This window comes from Enterobacter sp. SES19, from assembly GCF_011765665.1.
Taxonomy (GTDB): Bacteria; Pseudomonadota; Gammaproteobacteria; order Enterobacterales; family Enterobacteriaceae; genus Enterobacter; species Enterobacter pseudoroggenkampii.
Genome location: NZ_CP050320.1, coordinates 1,497,999 through 1,513,626, shown reverse-complemented (window position 1 = coordinate 1,513,626; position 15,628 = coordinate 1,497,999). Strand labels below are relative to the sequence as shown.

The following is a 15,628-nucleotide window of genomic DNA, read 5'->3' as shown; positions in this document are numbered from 1 at the left end:
ACTGCTATGAGCCACATCACCATTTATCACAACCCCGCCTGCGGCACTTCGCGCAACACGCTGGAGATGATCCGCAACAGCGGCACGGAGCCTGAGATTATCTTCTATCTGGAAACCCCGCCGTCGCGCGATAAGCTGACCGCCCTGATTGCCGAGATGGGCATTTCAGTGCGGGATCTGTTGCGTAAAAACGTGGAGCCCTATGAACAGCTCGGCCTTGCCAAAGATAACTTCACCGACGACCAGCTTATCGATTTTATGCTGCAATACCCGATTCTGATTAACCGTCCGATCGTGGTCACGCCGCTGGGCACCCGCCTGTGCCGCCCGTCTGAAGTCGTTCTCGATATTCTGCCGGACGCGCAAAAAGGAGCGTTTACGAAAGAGGATGGCGAAGCCGTCGTAGACGCCGGCGGGAAAAAAATCTTGCCAAAGTAACCCATTGATAATGGCACGGTAAGATCTGCCAACCGCATGCCCCACTCAACGGCCAGGTTGCATCAGCCGAAACCCGGCACATACTTTTGAGGGTTAAGTCTGTTGAGGGTATGCGGTATGGGCTTTAAAAACAAAACCGCCGTCATCTTCGGCGGCAGCGGCGCCATCGGCAGTTCAGTGGCACACGCTCTGGCGCGTGAAGGAGCGGATGTATACCTCGCCGCACGTGGCCACGCCAGGCTGGAGCAGATCGCCAGCCGTATTCGCGCAGCGGGCGGTTCTGCCAGCACGTTTATTTACGATGCGCTCGAGGAGTCCTCGCAGCTCCCCGACCTTGCCCGTATAGATATTGTCGTCAACGCCACGGGCTTTATGCACGATCAGGGTAAACGCCTTGAGGCGTTAACGCTCGGCGAGTTCAGGCAGGGTTTCGACCCTTTCCTGGCCGCGTACTTTAACATTGCGAAAGCCGTGTCATCCCGCATGGGCGGCGAGCATGGCGGGACCATAATTACCGTCGTCGCCCCCGCCGCAAACATGGCGATGGCGGGCCACCTCGGGCATATCGTCGGCTGCGCGGGAACGGAAGCCTTTACCCGGGCGCTTGCGGCTGAGCTGGGGACTCAAAATATTCGCGTGCTGTGCGTGCGTTCGCACGCAATAGCCGATGCGGCGCAGGCGGGTTCGTATGTGGGTGCCATTTTCGCCGCCAAGGCGCAGGCGATGGGGATAACGGTTGAGCAATTTCTCGGCGGTGCCGCGCAAAGTACCCTGACGCATCGCCTGCCGACGCTGGCACAGGTGGCAGATACAATTACGTTTCTGGCCTCAGATGCGGCAAGCGCCATCACGGGAACCACCGTCAATATGACCGCGGGCGCAACCTAGCGGCCGCCCTCGCCCGCAATCCTCCCCACCATCGCCCGGATCTCTTCGCGGGATAGCGGCGTCCGGTCGGTCACGTAGTGCAGCGTCATCCCTTCGATAAACGCATCCAGCGCGCGGGTGGTGACCGGGTCGAACCACTGCTCCAGCGTGGTCTGGCTCATTCTCATCCAGTCCTGCATCACCGTTTTGAGCGCCGCGCTGCGGTGCATAAAGGCGTAGAGCTGGTACATCAGCGCCATGTTGTGCGGCGTGGTCACCTGCGAGCTGTGGATCAGCGTAGTGATGGATTCGCACGCCATCTCCGGCCCGGTGACGCCGGCAAAGAAATCCCGGTACTGCTGCGACATCTGCCGGGTAAACCACGTGAAGGCCTCCTCCAGCAGCGGCTCCATGCCGTCGAAATAGTAGGTCATCGACCCCAGCGGCACGCCCGCACAGGTGGCGATTTTACGGTGCGTGACGGCGTGGATCCCGTGCTCGGCAATGGTATCGAGCGTTGCCTGCAGGATCTTCTCCCGGCGATGCGGATCGTTCGGTGGTCTGCTCATAAATTCCTCACGTGGTTTGTGTACAAATGTACACAAACTTGCTAGTGTTGTCGCTATTGTTGTACTTCTGGTGCTACCCCAATGACGCTGACCTCTCCCCGCAAAGCCCTGCAGCTCCGCATGTGGGCGCTGTTTATGTTCTTCTTCATTCCCGGCCTGCTGATGGCCTCCTGGGCCACGCGCACCCCCGCCATTCGCGATATTTTGTCCGTTTCTACCGCTGAGATGGGCATCGTGCTGTTTGGCCTGTCGATAGGCTCCATGAGCGGCATTCTCTGCTCCGCCTGGCTGGTTAAGCGCTTCGGTACGCGGGCGGTGATCCGCACTACCATGTGCTTCGCGGTGTTCGGGATGATCGTGCTGAGCGTGGCGCTGTGGTTTGCCTCACCGGTGCTCTTCGCCCTGGGCCTGACGGTATTTGGCGGCAGCTTCGGTTCTGCAGAAGTTGCCATCAACGTTGAAGGGGCGGCGGTCGAACGTGAGATGAACAAAACCGTGTTGCCGATGATGCACGGTTTTTACAGCCTCGGCACGCTGGCCGGTGCCGGCGTGGGGATGGCGCTGACCGCCACCGGCGTGAGCGCCAATCTGCATATTCTGCTGGCGGCGCTGGTGTGCATTATTCCGATTCTGACCGGCATCCGGGCCATCCCGGACGGTACCGGCAAAAACTCCGCTGACGAACAGCACTCGGCCGAAAAAGGGCTGCCCTTCTACCGCGACTTCCAGCTGATGCTGATCGGCGTGGTGGTGCTGGCGATGGCGTTCGCGGAAGGGTCTGCCAACGACTGGCTGCCGCTGCTGATGGTGGACGGCCACGGCTTTAGCCCGACCTCCGGCTCGCTGATCTACGCCGGGTTTACGCTGGGGATGACCGTGGGTCGCTTCACCGGCGGCTGGTTTATCGACCGCTACAGCCGCGTGGCGGTGGTGCGCGCCAGCGCCCTGCTGGGCGGCCTGGGTATTGCGATGATCATCTTTGTCGATGTGGACTGGATTGCCGGCGTCTCGGTGATCCTCTGGGGGCTGGGCGCGTCCCTCGGCTTCCCGCTGACCATCTCCGCCGCCAGCGACACCGGCCCGGATGCCCCGACGCGCGTCAGCGTGGTGGCGACAACCGGCTATCTCGCTTTCCTGGTCGGGCCGCCGCTGCTCGGCTTCCTCGGTGAGCACTACGGACTGCGCAGCGCCATGCTGGTGGTGTTAGGGTTGGTGATCGTCGCGGCACTGGTGGCGCGCGCGGTGGCAAAGCCGGAAACGAATCAAACGACACTGGAGAAGGGATATGAGCGTTAAACTGATCGCCGTCGACATGGATGGCACATTCCTGAGTGATGCCAAGACTTACAATCGCCCGCGCTTTCTGGCGCAGTACGCCCGCATGAAGGCGCAAGGCATTCGCTTTGTGGTCGCCAGCGGCAACCAGTACTACCAGTTAATCTCCTTTTTCCCGGAGATTGCGCATGAAATTGCGTTCGTCGCCGAGAACGGTGGCTGGGTCGTGAGCGAAGGAGAAGATGTCTTTAACGGTGAACTGTCGAGAGCCCATTTCGACACGGTCGCGAACGTGTTAAGCAACGTGCCGGGTATTGAGATCATCGCCTGCGGGAAAAGCAGCGCCTACACGCTGAAATGCTATGACGAGGGCTTTAAGGATATCGCGGCGAAGTACTACCACCGCCTCGAAATGGTCAGCGATTTCAACAACCTGAACGATATTTTCTTCAAGTTCGGACTTAACGTGTCTGACGATGAAATTCCGCGGATTCAGGCGCTGCTGCATGAAAAACTCAGCGACATCATGGTGCCCGTCACCACCGGTCACGGCAGTATCGACCTGATTATCCCGGGCGTGCATAAAGCCAACGGCCTGCGGATCCTGCAACAGCGCTGGGGGATAGAGAACAGCGACGTGTTGGCCTTCGGCGACAGCGGCAACGACGTGGAGATGCTGCGCCAGTCCGGGTTCAGCTTTGCGATGGCGAATGCCAGGCCGCATATTAAAGCGGCGGCGCGTTTTGAAGCACCGCATAATAACGATGAAGGCGTGCTGGATGTGATTGATAAGGTGCTGAACGGGGAGGCGCCGTTTAATTGACCGCGTGCGGTCTGTTGGCTTTACCCTCTCCCACAGGGATAGGAATCCCCAGTCATTTTTTAACCGGAAGCGATGAATATAGTTTCAGGAAAATAAATGGCTTACAGCAACGCCCTGGTCCGGCTGTAAATCGCCGAAGCGTTTCCGTAAGGCCGGGGCGAGGCGCACGGATGCGCCGAGAGGGCGTGGCCTGCAGGGATGCAGGCTCATGCCCGACCCGATAGCCTGAAGGAATAAGCTGAGGGCACCGCGAAGCGGCGATTTACCGCCGGGAGCCCGGGTCGCCAGGGCGGCGGCGATTGAGCCGCCATGGCACGTTCACAGGTCGTGTCGTTAAAGAGTAGCAAGAAACATAAAGTGAACGGAATGACCACCAGAGCCGTATGTTCCCCCTCACCCCTGCCCTCTCCCTCAAGGGAGAGGGAGTCGCCCGTGCAGGCATTATTTTGTGAGGAACCCTCAGCCCACGAGGAGAGGGAATAAAGATCACGGTTGCAGGGCGTTCCCGACGCGTTTGTCCTTCAGGAACACCACCATCAGGCCAACCCACAGCACGCCGTTGGCGAGGTTAAACAGGCTGAACAGCCCGTTGCCGCCCATCGCGTAGGCATGCTTGCTCACCTCGATACCGACGGTAAAAATCAGCATCTGCAGCATCCCCATCGCCGCTGACACCGTACCTTTACTCATCTCGCTGGCAAACAGCGTCAGGCGCACCAGCCCGGCGTTCGCCACGCCAATTCCGAAGGCGTAAATGCTCAGCCCTGCAGTCATCCATAGGTAAGCGTGGGATGACGCGACGGTCGCCACCGCTGCCAGAATCAGCCCTGCGGCAATCGGCCAGCCGCCCATGATAATCAGTGAACGCACGGTGCGTCGTGACGTCAGACGTGCCAGCACCAGGTTGCCGATAATCAGCGCGCCAAAGATCGGCACCTGCAGCAGACCATACTCATAGCTGCTGAGCTTTTCACCGCTGATGATAATAACCGGAGACTGGGCGATCCACGCCAGCAGCGGCAGGCTAACGAACCCGGTCGCCAGCGCGCCCGCCACAAAGCGGCCATTCTTCAGCACTTCTTTGTAATCCCTCCCCAGCTCTTTCAGCGAGAGTTTCTCGCCGATGCGGGTGGCCGTTTCCGGCATCGCACGGTGCAGGCCAAAGAACGCGAAGGCGGCGAGAAGCGCAAAGAGCACAAACATCCCTTCCCACGGCGCAACGTGCACCCACGCGGCCCCCACCAGCGGCCCGAGTAAGGGGGCGATAAGCGCCACGTTCGCCATCAGCGCGGTAATTTTGATGCACACCGCCTCTTCAAACGACTCCTGAATGGCGGCATACCCCACGGCGCCGATAAAGCACAGGCTCACCCCCTGCAGGAAGCGCAGCAGGGTAAATTGTTCAATGTTTTGCGCCAGCAGCGTGGCAAGACAGGTGACGATAAACCACACCACGCCCGTCAGCATCACCGGACGACGGCCAATACGATCCGACAGCGGACCTAACAGCCACTGCAAAAACATGCCGCCGGCCAGATAGGCGGTCATGGAGGTCGGTACCCACTCGATTCCCGCGTTGTACTGCGCCACTACGGCCAGCATACCGGGCTGGATCATATCGTTGCCGATATAGGTAGAAAATTCGTAGAGCACCAGACACAGAGGGAAAAGCAACGCCTGACGACCCAGACGTGAACCAGAAGAAGAACGGTTTAACATGCAATCTCTTTATAATGACAAAATCGCGACGAGTTTAATGAAATGCCGCAGCCCGAGATAGTGATTTATCGAGGATAAACAGAAATAAAGCACATATCGTCTTCGTTTAAGGTTTCCTTAAGTTGACAGATTTATGATAGCCCCATTACTCGTCAACGACCCCAAATTATGGCACTCACTTCCAGCCGTTCAGAATTATCTAACTTACAGACAAATAAGACAAAACGACTTTACCGCTTGCCGGGCCGCTTTTATGGTTATCAGCTTTTCGTACTGGTCGTCCTTGCCGTGCTTTTCACGTGGTTATCACGCAATGAAGCGCTCGACAGATGGATCACCGGTTTTTGGTATGACGCGGCAACGCAGAGCTTTCCGCTGCAGAAAGATCATCTGCTGGATCTGCTGAACCACCGTCTGGCGAAGTACATTGCCATCGCCTTAGGTGCCGTGGCGCTGTTTTACGGCGCTTACAAGCGTAACGCAAGGCTGGTCACGGCGGCGCTGCTGATGGGCGTTGGTGCGCTGGTGGTAGGCGTGCTGAAAAGCGTGAGCCATCACAGCTGCCCGTGGGATCTGGTGGAATATGGCGGTAAGGCTGTCTCTTATCCCCTGTTCAGCGCCGTCCCTGCTGACAGCGGTCCGGGGCGCTGCTTCCCCGGCGGTCACGCCTCCAGCGGCTTTATGGTGATGGGGCTGTTTTTTGCCTTCTGGCGCGAGCGTCCGCGTCTCGCCTGGTGCTTCGTCGCGCTGGGCGTGGTGTTAGGTCTGGTGATGGGCTACGGCCAGATCATGCGCGGGGCACATTTTTTCTCTCACAACCTGTGGGCTGGGTGGTGGGTCTGGTTTTCTCAGGTGGTGGTCTACGGCCTTGTTTCCACCCGGTTTGCTAAAGAGTGATAACGCTATGTTAGAGAATCTGAATTATCAGCTGTTTTATCTGATCAACGCCACGCCGGCCTCGCCTGAGTGGACGATCGACTTTGCCACCTTCCTGGCAAAAGATCTGATCAGTATCGTGCCAGCGCTGGCAGCCATCCTCTGGCTGTGGGGACCTCGTAGCCAGGTGAAAGCGCACCGCCAGCTGGTGATCAAAGTGGCGATGGCGCTGGGCGTGAGCGTTCTGGTGAGCTTCGCACTGGGTCATGTGTTCCCGCACCCCCGTCCTTTTGTGGCTCACGTAGGCTATACCTTCCTGCACCACGCGCCGGATGACTCGTTCCCGAGCGATCACGGTACGGTGATCTTTACCTTCGCGCTGGCTTTCCTGTTCTGGCATCGCCTGTGGTCTGGTGCGGTCCTGATGGTGGCGGCCCTGGCAATCGCCTGGTCTCGCATTTACCTGGGCGTTCACTGGCCGCTGGATATGGTGGGCGGTTTCCTGGTCGGGCTGATTGGCTGCGTGAGCGCGGCTATCCTGTGGAGTCTCTTCGGTGAAGCGCTCTACCGCACGCTGTCTTCGCTCTATCGTGCCATTTTCGCTATCCCGATCCGCAAAGGCTGGATACGTGACTAACCCCAACCTGACAGGTTACACTTGAACCCCCGCCCTGCGGGGGTTCACTTTTTTATCCCGAGGAACTATGGAAACACGTCGCGATGACCGCATTGCTCAGCTGCTACAGGCGCTGAAGCGCAGCGATAAGCTGCATCTTAAGGAAGCCGCCAACCTCCTCGGCGTCTCAGAGATGACCATTCGTCGGGATCTGAACAGCGAGAGCGCGCCCGTCGTGCTGCTGGGCGGGTATATTGTGCTTGAGCCGCGCAGCGCCAGCCATTATCTGATCAGCGACCAGAAGACGCGCCTGGTGGAAGAGAAACGCAAAGCCGCGCGGCTTGCGGCCTCACTGGTACAGCCGCACCAGACGCTGTTTTTTGACTGCGGTACCACTACGCCGTGGATTATCGAGGCCATCGACAGCAGCATTCCGTTCACCGCCGTCTGCTACTCCCTGAACACCTTTCTGGCGCTTCAGGAGAAACCCGAGTGCAGGGTGATCCTCTGCGGCGGCGAGTTTCACGCCAGCAACGCCATCTTTAAACCGCTTAACCTGCAGGACACGCTCAGCAATCTCTGCCCGGATATCGCGTTTTATTCCGCCGCCGGCGTTAATGTGCGCCAGGGTGCGACCTGCTTTAATCTGGAAGAGCTGCCGGTGAAGCACTGGGCGTTGAGCGCCGCGCAGTACCATGTGCTGGTGGTCGATCACAGCAAGTTTGGTAAGGTGCGTTCGGCAAGAATGGGCGAGCTGGCGCAGTTCGATGCCATCGTCAGCGACTGCCGCCCGGACGACGAGATCGTGGCCCACGCGAAGGCGCAGCAGGTGAAGTTGATGTATTGAACGGGGTGCGGTCTGATGCCCTCACCCCGGCCCTCTCCCACAGGGAGAGGGAGAAAACCCATCGAGGTTAGCTAAACCAGCTGCCAAACCACCCGTGGAATTTCATCATCACGAAATCCCACATCCGGCTGAAGAAACCGCCCTCTTCCACCGCTTCCATCACAATCAGCGGACGCTGTTCAATCGACTTACCGTTGAGCTGGAAATCAATGGTTCCGACCACCTGGCCTTTTTTCAGCGGCGCGGTGAGCTGCGGGTCGGTCAGGGTGTAGCTGGCTTTCAGGTTTTTCAGCTGGCCGCGCGGAATGGTCACCGAGCCCGCCTCACCCGCTCCCAGGTTCACTTCGCTCTTGTCACCAAACCAGACGCGCTGGCTGACGAACGTGGCATCCGGTTTAATCGGCGTCACGGTTTCATAGAAACGGAAGCCCCAGGTCAGCAGTTTTTCTGATTCATTAAAGCGAATACGGTCGGTTTTGGTGCCCAGCACCACCGAAATCAGGCGCATGTCGCCCTGGGTCGCGGAGGCCACCAGGTTATAGCCAGCACCCGCCGTGGTGCCGGTTTTCATCCCGTCCACATTGACGTTGCTGCTCCACAGCAGGCGGTTGCGGTTCGGCTGGCGGATTTTGTTGAACGTAAACTCTTTCTCTTTGTGGATCGCGTATTCATCCGGCACGTCGTGGATCAGCGCTTTCCCCAGCAGCGCCATGTCGCGCGCGGTACTGAACTGTCCCGGCGAATCCAGACCGTGAACCGTTTTAAAGGTCGTATTGGTCAGGCCCAACTTTTGCGCGTAGCCATTCATCAAACCAATGAAAGAATCCTGGCTGCCGGCAACGTAATCGGCCAGCGCAATGCACGCATCATTTCCCGACTGAATAATTACCCCTTTGTTCAGATCGGAAACGGAAACCTGATCGCCCGGCTTCAGGAACATCACCGATGACCCGCGCAGCGCCGGGTTGCCGGTCGCCCACGCGTCCTTACCGATGGTTACCATATCGTCCAGCTTGATCTTGCCCGCTTTTAACGCCTGGCCCACCACATAGCTGGTCATGATTTTGGTCAGGCTTGCCGGATCGAGTTTCTCATCCGCATTCCCTTCCGCCAGCACTTTACCGCTGGAATAATCCATCAGGATCCAGGCGCGCGCATCCACAGGCGGCGCTTCGGGCGCAGCCTGTTCAGCTGCGTAGAGCGTTGGTGCAAACAGGAAAAGAAGCGCAGAGCCGGTCGCCAGGCTGCGCAGAGAAGTCATTTTACGCGTCATAAATGCCACCCGAGTGTCCATTCAAAAATTACGTCACATCACCGTGTCGCAAGAAGCGATGAGTAATAGCGCACTAAAACGGTTAAAGAAACCCAACGAGGGTAAAGTTATTAAAGTTTATGCAATAACATTCAGATACGCTTTGATTAAGACGATTTTTTTGTCTTCTGTTGCGTAATTGTTAGGTTTATCTCACCATGGCGAAAGGCTGACTCGGATTCACATCTCATCGGGAGTAAATATGATTACGCTGTGGGGCAGGAATAATTCGACCAACGTTAAGAAAGTGCTCTGGACGCTGGAAGAGCTGGATTTACCGTTCAATCAAATCATGGCTGGCATGTCGTTCGGCGTAAACAAAGAGGCAGACTATCTGGCCATGAACCCGAACGGCCTGGTGCCGCTGCTGCGCGATGATGAAACAGACGCGACGCTTTGGGAGTCCAACACCATTGTGCGTTACCTCGCCGCGCAGTACGGTCAGGGCCGCCTGTGGGTTGAAAACCCCGCCCGGCGCGCTCAGGGCGAAAAGTGGATGGACTGGGCGAACCAGACGCTATCCCCGACCCACCGCGTGATCCTGATGGGGCTTATCCGCACGCCGGAAGCTGAACGCGACTATCCCGCAATTCACGCCGCGCAGGATGCCTGCGAAAATCTGTTTGCGATGATGGATGACGAGCTGGCGAAGCACGCATGGTTCTCCGGCGAGGCGTTCGGCACAGGCGATATCGCCGTGGCGCCGTTCGTCTGGAACCTGACCAACATGGGTCTGAAGTGGACGCCGCGCCCTCACCTTGAGCGCTGGCTTAAACAGCTGAGCGATCGCCCGGCGTACCGCAACGTGGTGATGATCCCGGTCACCTGATTACGCTCCGGACGGGCTGACTTTCAACAGCTGCCCGTCCGTCTCGTCGGTCAGGACATACAGATACCCATCCGGCCCGACCCGCACATCGCGAATACGCTGGTCCCGGTCGCCCAGAATGCGCCCGTCCTCCGTCACCTTGTTTCCCTCCACGCTCAGCACGATCACGTCCTTCTCCTTCAGCGCCCCAATAAACAGCTTGTTTTTCCACTGCGGGAAAACGTCGCTGTTGTAGAACGCCATGCCGCTCACCGCGGGTGAGACTTTCCAGACGAACAGCGGCTTCTCGGTGCCCTCAACGTGCTCGCCTTTGGCTTCCGGGATTTTCAGGCCGCTGTAGTTAATGCCGTGCGTGGCCAGCGGCCAGCCGTAGTTCTTACCTTTCTCCGGAATGTTGATCTCATCCCCGCCGCGCGGGCCATGCTCGTTCAGCCAAAGCGTGTCGCTCCAGGGGTTCATCGCCATCCCCTGCGGGTTGCGAATGCCGTAAGACCAGATTTCGGGCCGCGCGCCGGGGGTATTCACAAAGGGGTTATCCGACGGGACTTTCCCGTCTTCGGTGAGGCGCACCACTTTACCCTGCAATTTATCCAGATCCTGCGCCGTCGGACGCTGATTGTTCTCGCCGAGTCCGATAAAGAGAGAACCTTTGCCGTCAAACACCAGCCGCCCACCAAAATGGTTCCCGGTGGAGAGTTTCGGCATCTGGCGGAACACCACCTGGAAGGCTTCAATGCGCGTAAGATCGTCGCTTAACCGGCCATAGCCCACCGCCGTTCCGGCTTTGCCATCACTCCCTGCTTCGGCGAAGCTCAGCCAGATGCGGCGTGATTTTTCAAAATCCGGGGCGAGGACCACGTCCAGCAATCCTCCCTGACCGTTTGCCCAGACCTTCGGCACGCCGATAATCGGATCGGACAACCCTTTTCCGGCCTGCCAGCGTTTGAGCTGACCGTCCTTCAGGGTCACCAGCAGGCCTTTATTGTCCGGCAGAAACGCCAGAGACCAGGGGTGATCGAGTTTATTTTGCAGCACCTCGACCCTGACCGCCTCTGGCGCAGCAAGAAGCGAAAATGGAATGAATAACGCAGGCAGGAAAATCAGCGAGGATCGAGGCATAACGCGCTCCTTTATCGGCATATGGCATAAAGGTTAGCCACTGCATCCGGGCGCGTTACCACTTTTACAAAAGCTTAATCAGAAGGGGGAGTTGCCTCCCCCGGGATCAGTGCTGTTCAAGCTGTTTGTGCTCGTTCAGACACATGATGCATAGAGAGAGCGTTGTCAGGCAGTTTTCAAGCTTCTCCGCGTTTACGGCGATAAAGTTCGGGCAGTCGTGGCGTCCGTTCATCAGACACACCCCTGCTATGGAGAGCACCTCGGCGGCGCGGCGCAGCGCTATTTCTTCACTTTCGCCGCCGTTCGCCTTCAGGGTCGGTGCTTTTTCACGCATGAAATTACACAGTTCAAACAGGTTATCACGCAGATGTTCGCTTTCGCTGACTGACATATACCCTTTTGCCTTCCTCAACTGCAGGTACGCGGCCAGGTCGATTCGGGCGTTGATCAGCTTGTTCAGCAGATCGCGTTTAAGTCTGTCAACGGTCATGCTCTTTCCTCCTCTGTCAGCCATGGTGCATTGTCAGGATAAGTTCATTTTTTGTACAGTTTAATGCCTGGGATCAATTTTTATTAACTGATTAACATAATTTACAATGTTACAACCTCGGCACGACGCATCCGCCTTGCAAAGAGTGTATAAATCCCCCGCGATACGCTGTAAAATCCCGCCCTGATAACTCCATAATTGATGAATTTTTAACCTATGAGCAATGTTACGCACCAGCCGAAAATCGGCTTCGTCTCCCTGGGCTGCCCTAAGAATCAAGAAATAAAATCCGCCTGATTAATCTTCATTCACCGTTATCTATTGAAAAGACAAAAAAAAGAGGCCATCGGCCTCTTTTGCTTTACTGAAATTTATCCCTTAGGCGGATATGGATCGTTGCCATATGAGTCACGAGAACGAATCTGCCCATCACGTCCATGAATTAACAATTCACTTTGTTGATGTCGAGCTATCTCACGAGCAGCTTCTATAGCTTCAGCTTGCGTTGAATGTACAGAAGTTGCTCGTTCATTACCTTCACCTTTTACAGCCCATCCATCAGGATGCGTTACTACATGTTGGTTCTTACCCATACAAATTACCTGCTGTGTGAAATACACCATGTGGTGCAATAAGTAAGTATAGACACAACATGTAGCGTTACGCTTGCTTAAAATCACATTTTCAGTACTCAACCGTCACAACACCACAGATTACCTTAGTACCGTTCCATTCATCCTTGTAGATACTGGTATCAATACCCACCCCGAGTTGAAACGTGTACCCTGTATCATTAACAAACTTCTGGTACTTGGCTGTGGCTGTCTGTACTGAAGCGTCATAGTACTTATGTCCAGTGTACTTAAACCCTGCTGAACCTTGCGGTACAATCCATGCCCCATTGGATGAGAAAGTACTCGCATGTTCAATCACCTTGTATTCGAATTCTGAGCCTGTGTAACGGCCTGTATACGCTTCTGATGTGTTGATCTTGCTGAAAGGTGGATTGTCATAGGCAACATCATAGAAACGGTCTGGTGAGTACTGGAGAGCGTCACCAATGATCCATTCTGCCTCTGGTAGTACCCTCTTTCCGATCATTACGTACTCTGGATTCAGCTCAGCACAGGTAATGTGTGTTGGCTTGTTTCTCAAGTACTGGTAGTAGCTGAGGCGACCTATACCCGCACAAAGTTCAATACATTACATTGACCAGTACAACCAGCATCAAGTATGAAATCCCATGCGAGCATTTCAGGTATGAAGAAAGCACCAGTAGCCCCTATACCATCGCCTTTGTAGTTGTTGAAGATAAACTCTTTATCGTCTTGGGTTAGTTGCTTATCTGAGTGGATGAGATCCATTACTTGAATGTGTAATGCTGATTCCTTTTTTGTAATTCTTGCCATAAAATACCATTTACCATTTAATGTAAAGGTATTTAGGAAGAATGAAACAGTGGGCTAAAGGACTTTTTAAAAACTTTAAACTGTCCCATATAAGCTGGATGATTGTTGGGGTGTTTCTTACAGAATTTATCACTTGGGTTTTATATAAGACCCCAAAAAAAATTACAGCTCCAGGCTTTTCAGCGATTGTAGCTGCCTGTGCTTTATCTTTGGCTGTGTATTCAGCGTATCAATTGACAAAATGGATAAAAAGCAAAGTAAATGATAAAGGGTTTAAAAAGTGTGAAGCTATCATTGATAAAATCCAAGAAATAGCTGTAGAAGCTGTGAAAATCAATATCATTATTGAGGAGTTGTTTATAACGAAAAAAGTCATTATTAATGAAAGCATTTATAATAAAACTATTGAAAAGTTAAATATTGAAAAGGAAAAACTCAGAGAAGTAATGTTAGAAATGCATGCTCATGAATTGCATTTACAGATTTGGGGATTTGAAATTTCAACAAATTACTCATTAAAAGAGTTCAATGACATCTTAATAAAATATATTTCATCAATTAATAAAACAATTAAAAACTCGAAACAACTGTTGCTAATTGGGGAATATAAAGAAGTAGGTAAAGATAGGGAACAATATAAAGAGGCATTACGAAGAGTTAGCGATTACATGGATACAATTAATGGTTCATCTTTCGATGAAATCTTTGTACCATTTGGTAAGAAGTAAAAGACCACCTTCTTAGAAGGTGGCTTTCTAGAATGCCCCCTGTAAGGGGAGCTATTGTTTCCTTCCTGTTTCTACTCTAGCAATTCCATCTGCTGTTCGTGCGTTTGTTCCGTTTTCTCCTGATGCCGCACATATCGTCTGATGATCTCTTCGTTTACCTCTACCGTATCGACAAAGTAGCCGCGTGACCAAAAATGGTTTCCCCATAACTTCTTCCTGATATGTGGAAAACGATTGTAGAGTCTGATGGCACTGCGGCCTTTCAGATGCCCCATCAGGGTTGATATTGAGATTTTAGGTGGGACGCTTACAACAAGATGTACATGATCTGGTTGAACATTTAACTCCAGAACCTCACAATCTTTTATTCCGCAGAGAATGTAGATTGTCCTGTAAAGCTCCTTACCCAGCTTATCTTGGAGGATCCTGAATCGATATTTTGGCGTCCAGACTATGTGGTATTTGCAACGCCAATATACATGTGATGAACTCCTGTAAAGCCCCATGTCAGTCTGTCTCCTTTTACTTGTGGTGAGTAAGAAGAGATATTCCGACATGGGCATTCTTCAGGCTATAGCCTTACAGGATCAATCACCACCTCCCAAGAGGTGGTTTAGGGATGACAATGAAAAACCACATCATTGTAGTGGTTTTTTAAGTTATTTCGCTACAACCTTCCAGCGTCCACCAGGCTTTGTTATCTCATACTGGTACTGATCATCACACCATACGTCTATGCGGCCTGAGAAGTTCGCATTGCTAAACGTTGTGACTTTATCGCATGTGTAATCACGCTGGATAAGAGCCTGAGCGAAATCCTTAGCATCCTGTAACTCTTGCTCTGTAAGCTTGTTAGATGGTTCTTCGGCTTGTGTTTCATGCTTGTCATCACCACCCGCGAGTTTGATGAATAATGCTATCAACACCAATACAACAGCTATAATCCTTCCCATTGTTAAACCTTATAGATTATCTGTAGTTTATACCGTAACTATTTTCATCAGTCCTTAATGAATTGTTGTACTGAATACCCTACCTCGCCCGAATGACCGAACGACATGAACCCATGATCCATAACCTGTACGTTACGTATCGTCATAGGTTCTTCAACCGTAACGCAACTACCAGCTTTGACCATCTTCAACATCACACCCTGATCTTTAGTCGAGATAGCACTAATCATCTTCATCAGATTTCCGTAGCTGTCACAGTAAAAACCCTCAGAGATAGTAGCGGCCTGTGATGAACCGGCCATGAATAGTACTGCCAATAATAATTTTTTCATTTTCTTCCTTATAAGCTACAAGAAATGATAGTTAGGAAATGAACAACAGATTTCCCATCATGGATAGTATCGGCCTTAAGTGGAATTTCTTTACTTACATGCGAAATGAATAGTAGAAAATCAGTACTGAGGATTATCATGTGATAGCTTCACGCCACACCCACACCTTAAACAAACCTACCCATCGTGGAGGTTGTGAGGTTGTGAGGTTGTGAGGTTGTGAGGTTGTGAGGTTGTGAGTGTACTTGATTGCGTTTACAGTGGTAAAGTACAATAATCGTTCAAATGATTTAGTTGTGGGTTTTATCAACAATGGAATTAAAAAAACAAACTTAGTATTATTGGGAATCAATATAGTGCTGTTTATCGTTGCAATTTTAGTACTAATCAAGGTTCTGTTTTCTGGTTCCCCGGAATAGTTTGGAA

The 15,628-nt window shown here is 53.6% G+C and carries 20 protein-coding genes; 9 read left to right on the top strand and 11 right to left on the bottom strand.

Features of this window, described 5'->3' with window-relative positions:
- Positions 1–6 precede the first annotated feature (6 nt).
- Both arsC and GXP72_RS07135 read left to right on the top strand, forming a co-directional pair.
- Positions 7–438 carry a glutaredoxin-dependent arsenate reductase gene (gene arsC / locus GXP72_RS07140; RefSeq protein ID WP_208763658.1) on the top strand — a complete coding sequence of 144 codons (432 nt, stop codon included), beginning with the start codon at positions 7–9 and terminating at the stop codon, positions 436–438.
- Between the two features lie 117 nt (positions 439–555).
- Positions 556–1,326 (top strand): SDR family oxidoreductase, encoded by a 771-nt coding sequence (locus tag GXP72_RS07135; protein ID WP_208763657.1) that lies wholly within the window; start codon positions 556–558, stop codon positions 1,324–1,326.
- Here GXP72_RS07135 and GXP72_RS07130 read toward each other — a convergent pair.
- Positions 1,323–1,874: a TetR family transcriptional regulator gene (locus tag GXP72_RS07130; protein ID WP_208763656.1), complete on the bottom strand. Its 552-nt coding sequence runs from the start codon at positions 1,872–1,874 to the stop codon at positions 1,323–1,325. The genes GXP72_RS07135 and GXP72_RS07130 overlap by 4 nt on opposite strands.
- An 81-nt stretch (positions 1,875–1,955) precedes the next feature.
- Between GXP72_RS07130 and GXP72_RS07125 the strand changes: the two genes are divergently transcribed.
- Together GXP72_RS07125 and GXP72_RS07120 are read left to right on the top strand one after the other, a co-directional pair.
- On the top strand, positions 1,956–3,170 hold the full coding sequence (locus GXP72_RS07125) for an MFS transporter (RefSeq protein ID WP_208763655.1): 1,215 nt from the start codon (positions 1,956–1,958) through the stop codon (positions 3,168–3,170).
- On the top strand, positions 3,160–3,972 hold the full coding sequence (locus GXP72_RS07120; protein ID WP_208763654.1) for a Cof-type HAD-IIB family hydrolase: 813 nt from the start codon (positions 3,160–3,162) through the stop codon (positions 3,970–3,972). The genes GXP72_RS07125 and GXP72_RS07120 overlap by 11 nt, the downstream gene beginning before the upstream one ends.
- A 486-nt stretch (positions 3,973–4,458) precedes the next feature.
- On the opposite strand, the gene GXP72_RS07115 is transcribed toward GXP72_RS07120, so the two are convergent.
- Positions 4,459–5,691, bottom strand: a complete 1,233-nt coding sequence (locus GXP72_RS07115; RefSeq protein WP_032649341.1) for an MFS transporter — start codon at positions 5,689–5,691, stop codon at positions 4,459–4,461.
- A 168-nt stretch (positions 5,692–5,859) separates the two neighbouring features.
- Between GXP72_RS07115 and GXP72_RS07110 the strand changes: the two genes are divergently transcribed.
- From GXP72_RS07110 to deoR, 3 genes are all read left to right on the top strand, one after another.
- Positions 5,860–6,588: a phosphatase PAP2 family protein gene (locus tag GXP72_RS07110; protein WP_032649342.1), complete on the top strand. Its 729-nt coding sequence runs from the start codon at positions 5,860–5,862 to the stop codon at positions 6,586–6,588.
- A 7-nt stretch (positions 6,589–6,595) separates the two neighbouring features.
- Positions 6,596–7,204 carry an undecaprenyl-diphosphate phosphatase gene (ybjG, locus tag GXP72_RS07105; RefSeq protein ID WP_024908675.1) on the top strand — a complete coding sequence of 203 codons (609 nt, stop codon included), beginning with the start codon at positions 6,596–6,598 and terminating at the stop codon, positions 7,202–7,204.
- 67 nt (positions 7,205–7,271) lie between these two features.
- Positions 7,272–8,030, top strand: coding sequence for a DNA-binding transcriptional repressor DeoR (gene deoR / locus GXP72_RS07100; RefSeq protein ID WP_008503427.1), 759 nt, complete (start codon positions 7,272–7,274; stop codon positions 8,028–8,030).
- A gap of 67 nt (positions 8,031–8,097) precedes the next feature.
- On the opposite strand, the gene dacC is transcribed toward deoR, so the two are convergent.
- A complete protein-coding gene (gene dacC, locus GXP72_RS07095; RefSeq protein WP_047653218.1) occupies positions 8,098–9,303 on the bottom strand; it encodes a serine-type D-Ala-D-Ala carboxypeptidase in 1,206 nt (401 codons plus the stop codon).
- A gap of 241 nt (positions 9,304–9,544) precedes the next feature.
- Between dacC and GXP72_RS07090 the strand changes: the two genes are divergently transcribed.
- Positions 9,545–10,171, top strand: coding sequence for a glutathione S-transferase family protein (locus GXP72_RS07090; RefSeq protein ID WP_024908678.1), 627 nt, complete (start codon positions 9,545–9,547; stop codon positions 10,169–10,171).
- Here GXP72_RS07090 and GXP72_RS07085 read toward each other — a convergent pair whose 3' ends face one another.
- The 5 genes from GXP72_RS07085 to GXP72_RS22590 form a co-directional block, all read right to left on the bottom strand.
- Entirely contained in the window at positions 10,172–11,290 is a 1,119-nt protein-coding gene (locus tag GXP72_RS07085) for a PQQ-dependent sugar dehydrogenase (RefSeq protein ID WP_208763653.1), read from the bottom strand. It abuts the gene before it with no gap.
- Positions 11,291–11,396: 106 nt separating this feature from the next.
- Positions 11,397–11,780: a biofilm formation regulator BssR gene (gene bssR, locus GXP72_RS07080; protein ID WP_024908680.1), complete on the bottom strand. Its 384-nt coding sequence runs from the start codon at positions 11,778–11,780 to the stop codon at positions 11,397–11,399.
- Positions 11,781–12,151: 371 nt separating this feature from the next.
- Positions 12,152–12,373, bottom strand: coding sequence for a DUF2188 domain-containing protein (locus GXP72_RS07075; RefSeq protein ID WP_072051591.1), 222 nt, complete (start codon positions 12,371–12,373; stop codon positions 12,152–12,154).
- A 91-nt stretch (positions 12,374–12,464) separates the two neighbouring features.
- Positions 12,465–12,881: a hypothetical protein gene (locus tag GXP72_RS22595; protein WP_228117509.1), complete on the bottom strand. Its 417-nt coding sequence runs from the start codon at positions 12,879–12,881 to the stop codon at positions 12,465–12,467.
- Positions 12,882–12,958: 77 nt separating this feature from the next.
- A complete protein-coding gene (locus tag GXP72_RS22590; RefSeq protein WP_228117510.1) occupies positions 12,959–13,189 on the bottom strand; it encodes a hypothetical protein in 231 nt (76 codons plus the stop codon).
- A 41-nt stretch (positions 13,190–13,230) separates the two neighbouring features.
- Here GXP72_RS22590 and GXP72_RS07065 point away from each other — a divergent pair, with 41 nt between their 5' ends.
- Positions 13,231–13,917 carry a hypothetical protein gene (locus tag GXP72_RS07065; protein WP_090417608.1) on the top strand — a complete coding sequence of 229 codons (687 nt, stop codon included), beginning with the start codon at positions 13,231–13,233 and terminating at the stop codon, positions 13,915–13,917.
- A gap of 71 nt (positions 13,918–13,988) precedes the next feature.
- Here the strand turns inward: GXP72_RS07065 and tnpA are convergent, their stop codons facing one another.
- The 3 genes from tnpA to GXP72_RS07050 all read right to left on the bottom strand — a co-directional run bounded on the left by tnpA (position 13,989) and on the right by GXP72_RS07050 (position 15,202).
- Positions 13,989–14,423 (bottom strand): IS200/IS605 family transposase, encoded by a 435-nt coding sequence (gene tnpA, locus GXP72_RS07060; protein ID WP_090417610.1) that lies wholly within the window; start codon positions 14,421–14,423, stop codon positions 13,989–13,991.
- A 153-nt stretch (positions 14,424–14,576) separates the two neighbouring features.
- Positions 14,577–14,870 (bottom strand): hypothetical protein, encoded by a 294-nt coding sequence (locus GXP72_RS07055; RefSeq protein ID WP_090417612.1) that lies wholly within the window; start codon positions 14,868–14,870, stop codon positions 14,577–14,579.
- A 47-nt stretch (positions 14,871–14,917) separates the two neighbouring features.
- On the bottom strand, positions 14,918–15,202 hold the full coding sequence (locus GXP72_RS07050) for a hypothetical protein (RefSeq protein WP_090417614.1): 285 nt from the start codon (positions 15,200–15,202) through the stop codon (positions 14,918–14,920).
- Between the last annotated feature and the right edge of the window lie 426 nt (positions 15,203–15,628).

Excerpts from the sequence above, each read along its gene's own strand:
- arsC (WP_208763658.1), top strand. The coding sequence starts at position 7 with ATGAGCCACATCACCATTTATCACAACCCCGCCTGCGGCACTTCGCGC.
- GXP72_RS07135 (WP_208763657.1), top strand. The coding sequence starts at position 556 with ATGGGCTTTAAAAACAAAACCGCCGTCATCTTCGGCGGCAGCGGCGCC.
- GXP72_RS07130 (WP_208763656.1), bottom strand. The coding sequence starts at position 1,874 with ATGAGCAGACCACCGAACGATCCGCATCGCCGGGAGAAGATCCTGCAG.
- GXP72_RS07125 (WP_208763655.1), top strand. The coding sequence starts at position 1,956 with ATGACGCTGACCTCTCCCCGCAAAGCCCTGCAGCTCCGCATGTGGGCG.
- GXP72_RS07120 (WP_208763654.1), top strand. The coding sequence starts at position 3,160 with ATGAGCGTTAAACTGATCGCCGTCGACATGGATGGCACATTCCTGAGT.
- GXP72_RS07115 (WP_032649341.1), bottom strand. The coding sequence starts at position 5,691 with ATGTTAAACCGTTCTTCTTCTGGTTCACGTCTGGGTCGTCAGGCGTTG.
- GXP72_RS07110 (WP_032649342.1), top strand. The coding sequence starts at position 5,860 with ATGGCACTCACTTCCAGCCGTTCAGAATTATCTAACTTACAGACAAAT.
- ybjG (WP_024908675.1), top strand. The coding sequence starts at position 6,596 with ATGTTAGAGAATCTGAATTATCAGCTGTTTTATCTGATCAACGCCACG.
- deoR (WP_008503427.1), top strand. The coding sequence starts at position 7,272 with ATGGAAACACGTCGCGATGACCGCATTGCTCAGCTGCTACAGGCGCTG.
- dacC (WP_047653218.1), bottom strand. The coding sequence starts at position 9,303 with ATGACGCGTAAAATGACTTCTCTGCGCAGCCTGGCGACCGGCTCTGCG.
- GXP72_RS07090 (WP_024908678.1), top strand. The coding sequence starts at position 9,545 with ATGATTACGCTGTGGGGCAGGAATAATTCGACCAACGTTAAGAAAGTG.
- GXP72_RS07085 (WP_208763653.1), bottom strand. The coding sequence starts at position 11,290 with ATGCCTCGATCCTCGCTGATTTTCCTGCCTGCGTTATTCATTCCATTT.
- bssR (WP_024908680.1), bottom strand. The coding sequence starts at position 11,780 with ATGACCGTTGACAGACTTAAACGCGATCTGCTGAACAAGCTGATCAAC.
- GXP72_RS07075 (WP_072051591.1), bottom strand. The coding sequence starts at position 12,373 with ATGGGTAAGAACCAACATGTAGTAACGCATCCTGATGGATGGGCTGTA.
- GXP72_RS22595 (WP_228117509.1), bottom strand. The coding sequence starts at position 12,881 with ATGATCGGAAAGAGGGTACTACCAGAGGCAGAATGGATCATTGGTGAC.
- GXP72_RS22590 (WP_228117510.1), bottom strand. The coding sequence starts at position 13,189 with ATGGCAAGAATTACAAAAAAGGAATCAGCATTACACATTCAAGTAATG.
- GXP72_RS07065 (WP_090417608.1), top strand. The coding sequence starts at position 13,231 with ATGAAACAGTGGGCTAAAGGACTTTTTAAAAACTTTAAACTGTCCCAT.
- tnpA (WP_090417610.1), bottom strand. The coding sequence starts at position 14,423 with ATGGGGCTTTACAGGAGTTCATCACATGTATATTGGCGTTGCAAATAC.
- GXP72_RS07055 (WP_090417612.1), bottom strand. The coding sequence starts at position 14,870 with ATGGGAAGGATTATAGCTGTTGTATTGGTGTTGATAGCATTATTCATC.
- GXP72_RS07050 (WP_090417614.1), bottom strand. The coding sequence starts at position 15,202 with ATGAAAAAATTATTATTGGCAGTACTATTCATGGCCGGTTCATCACAG.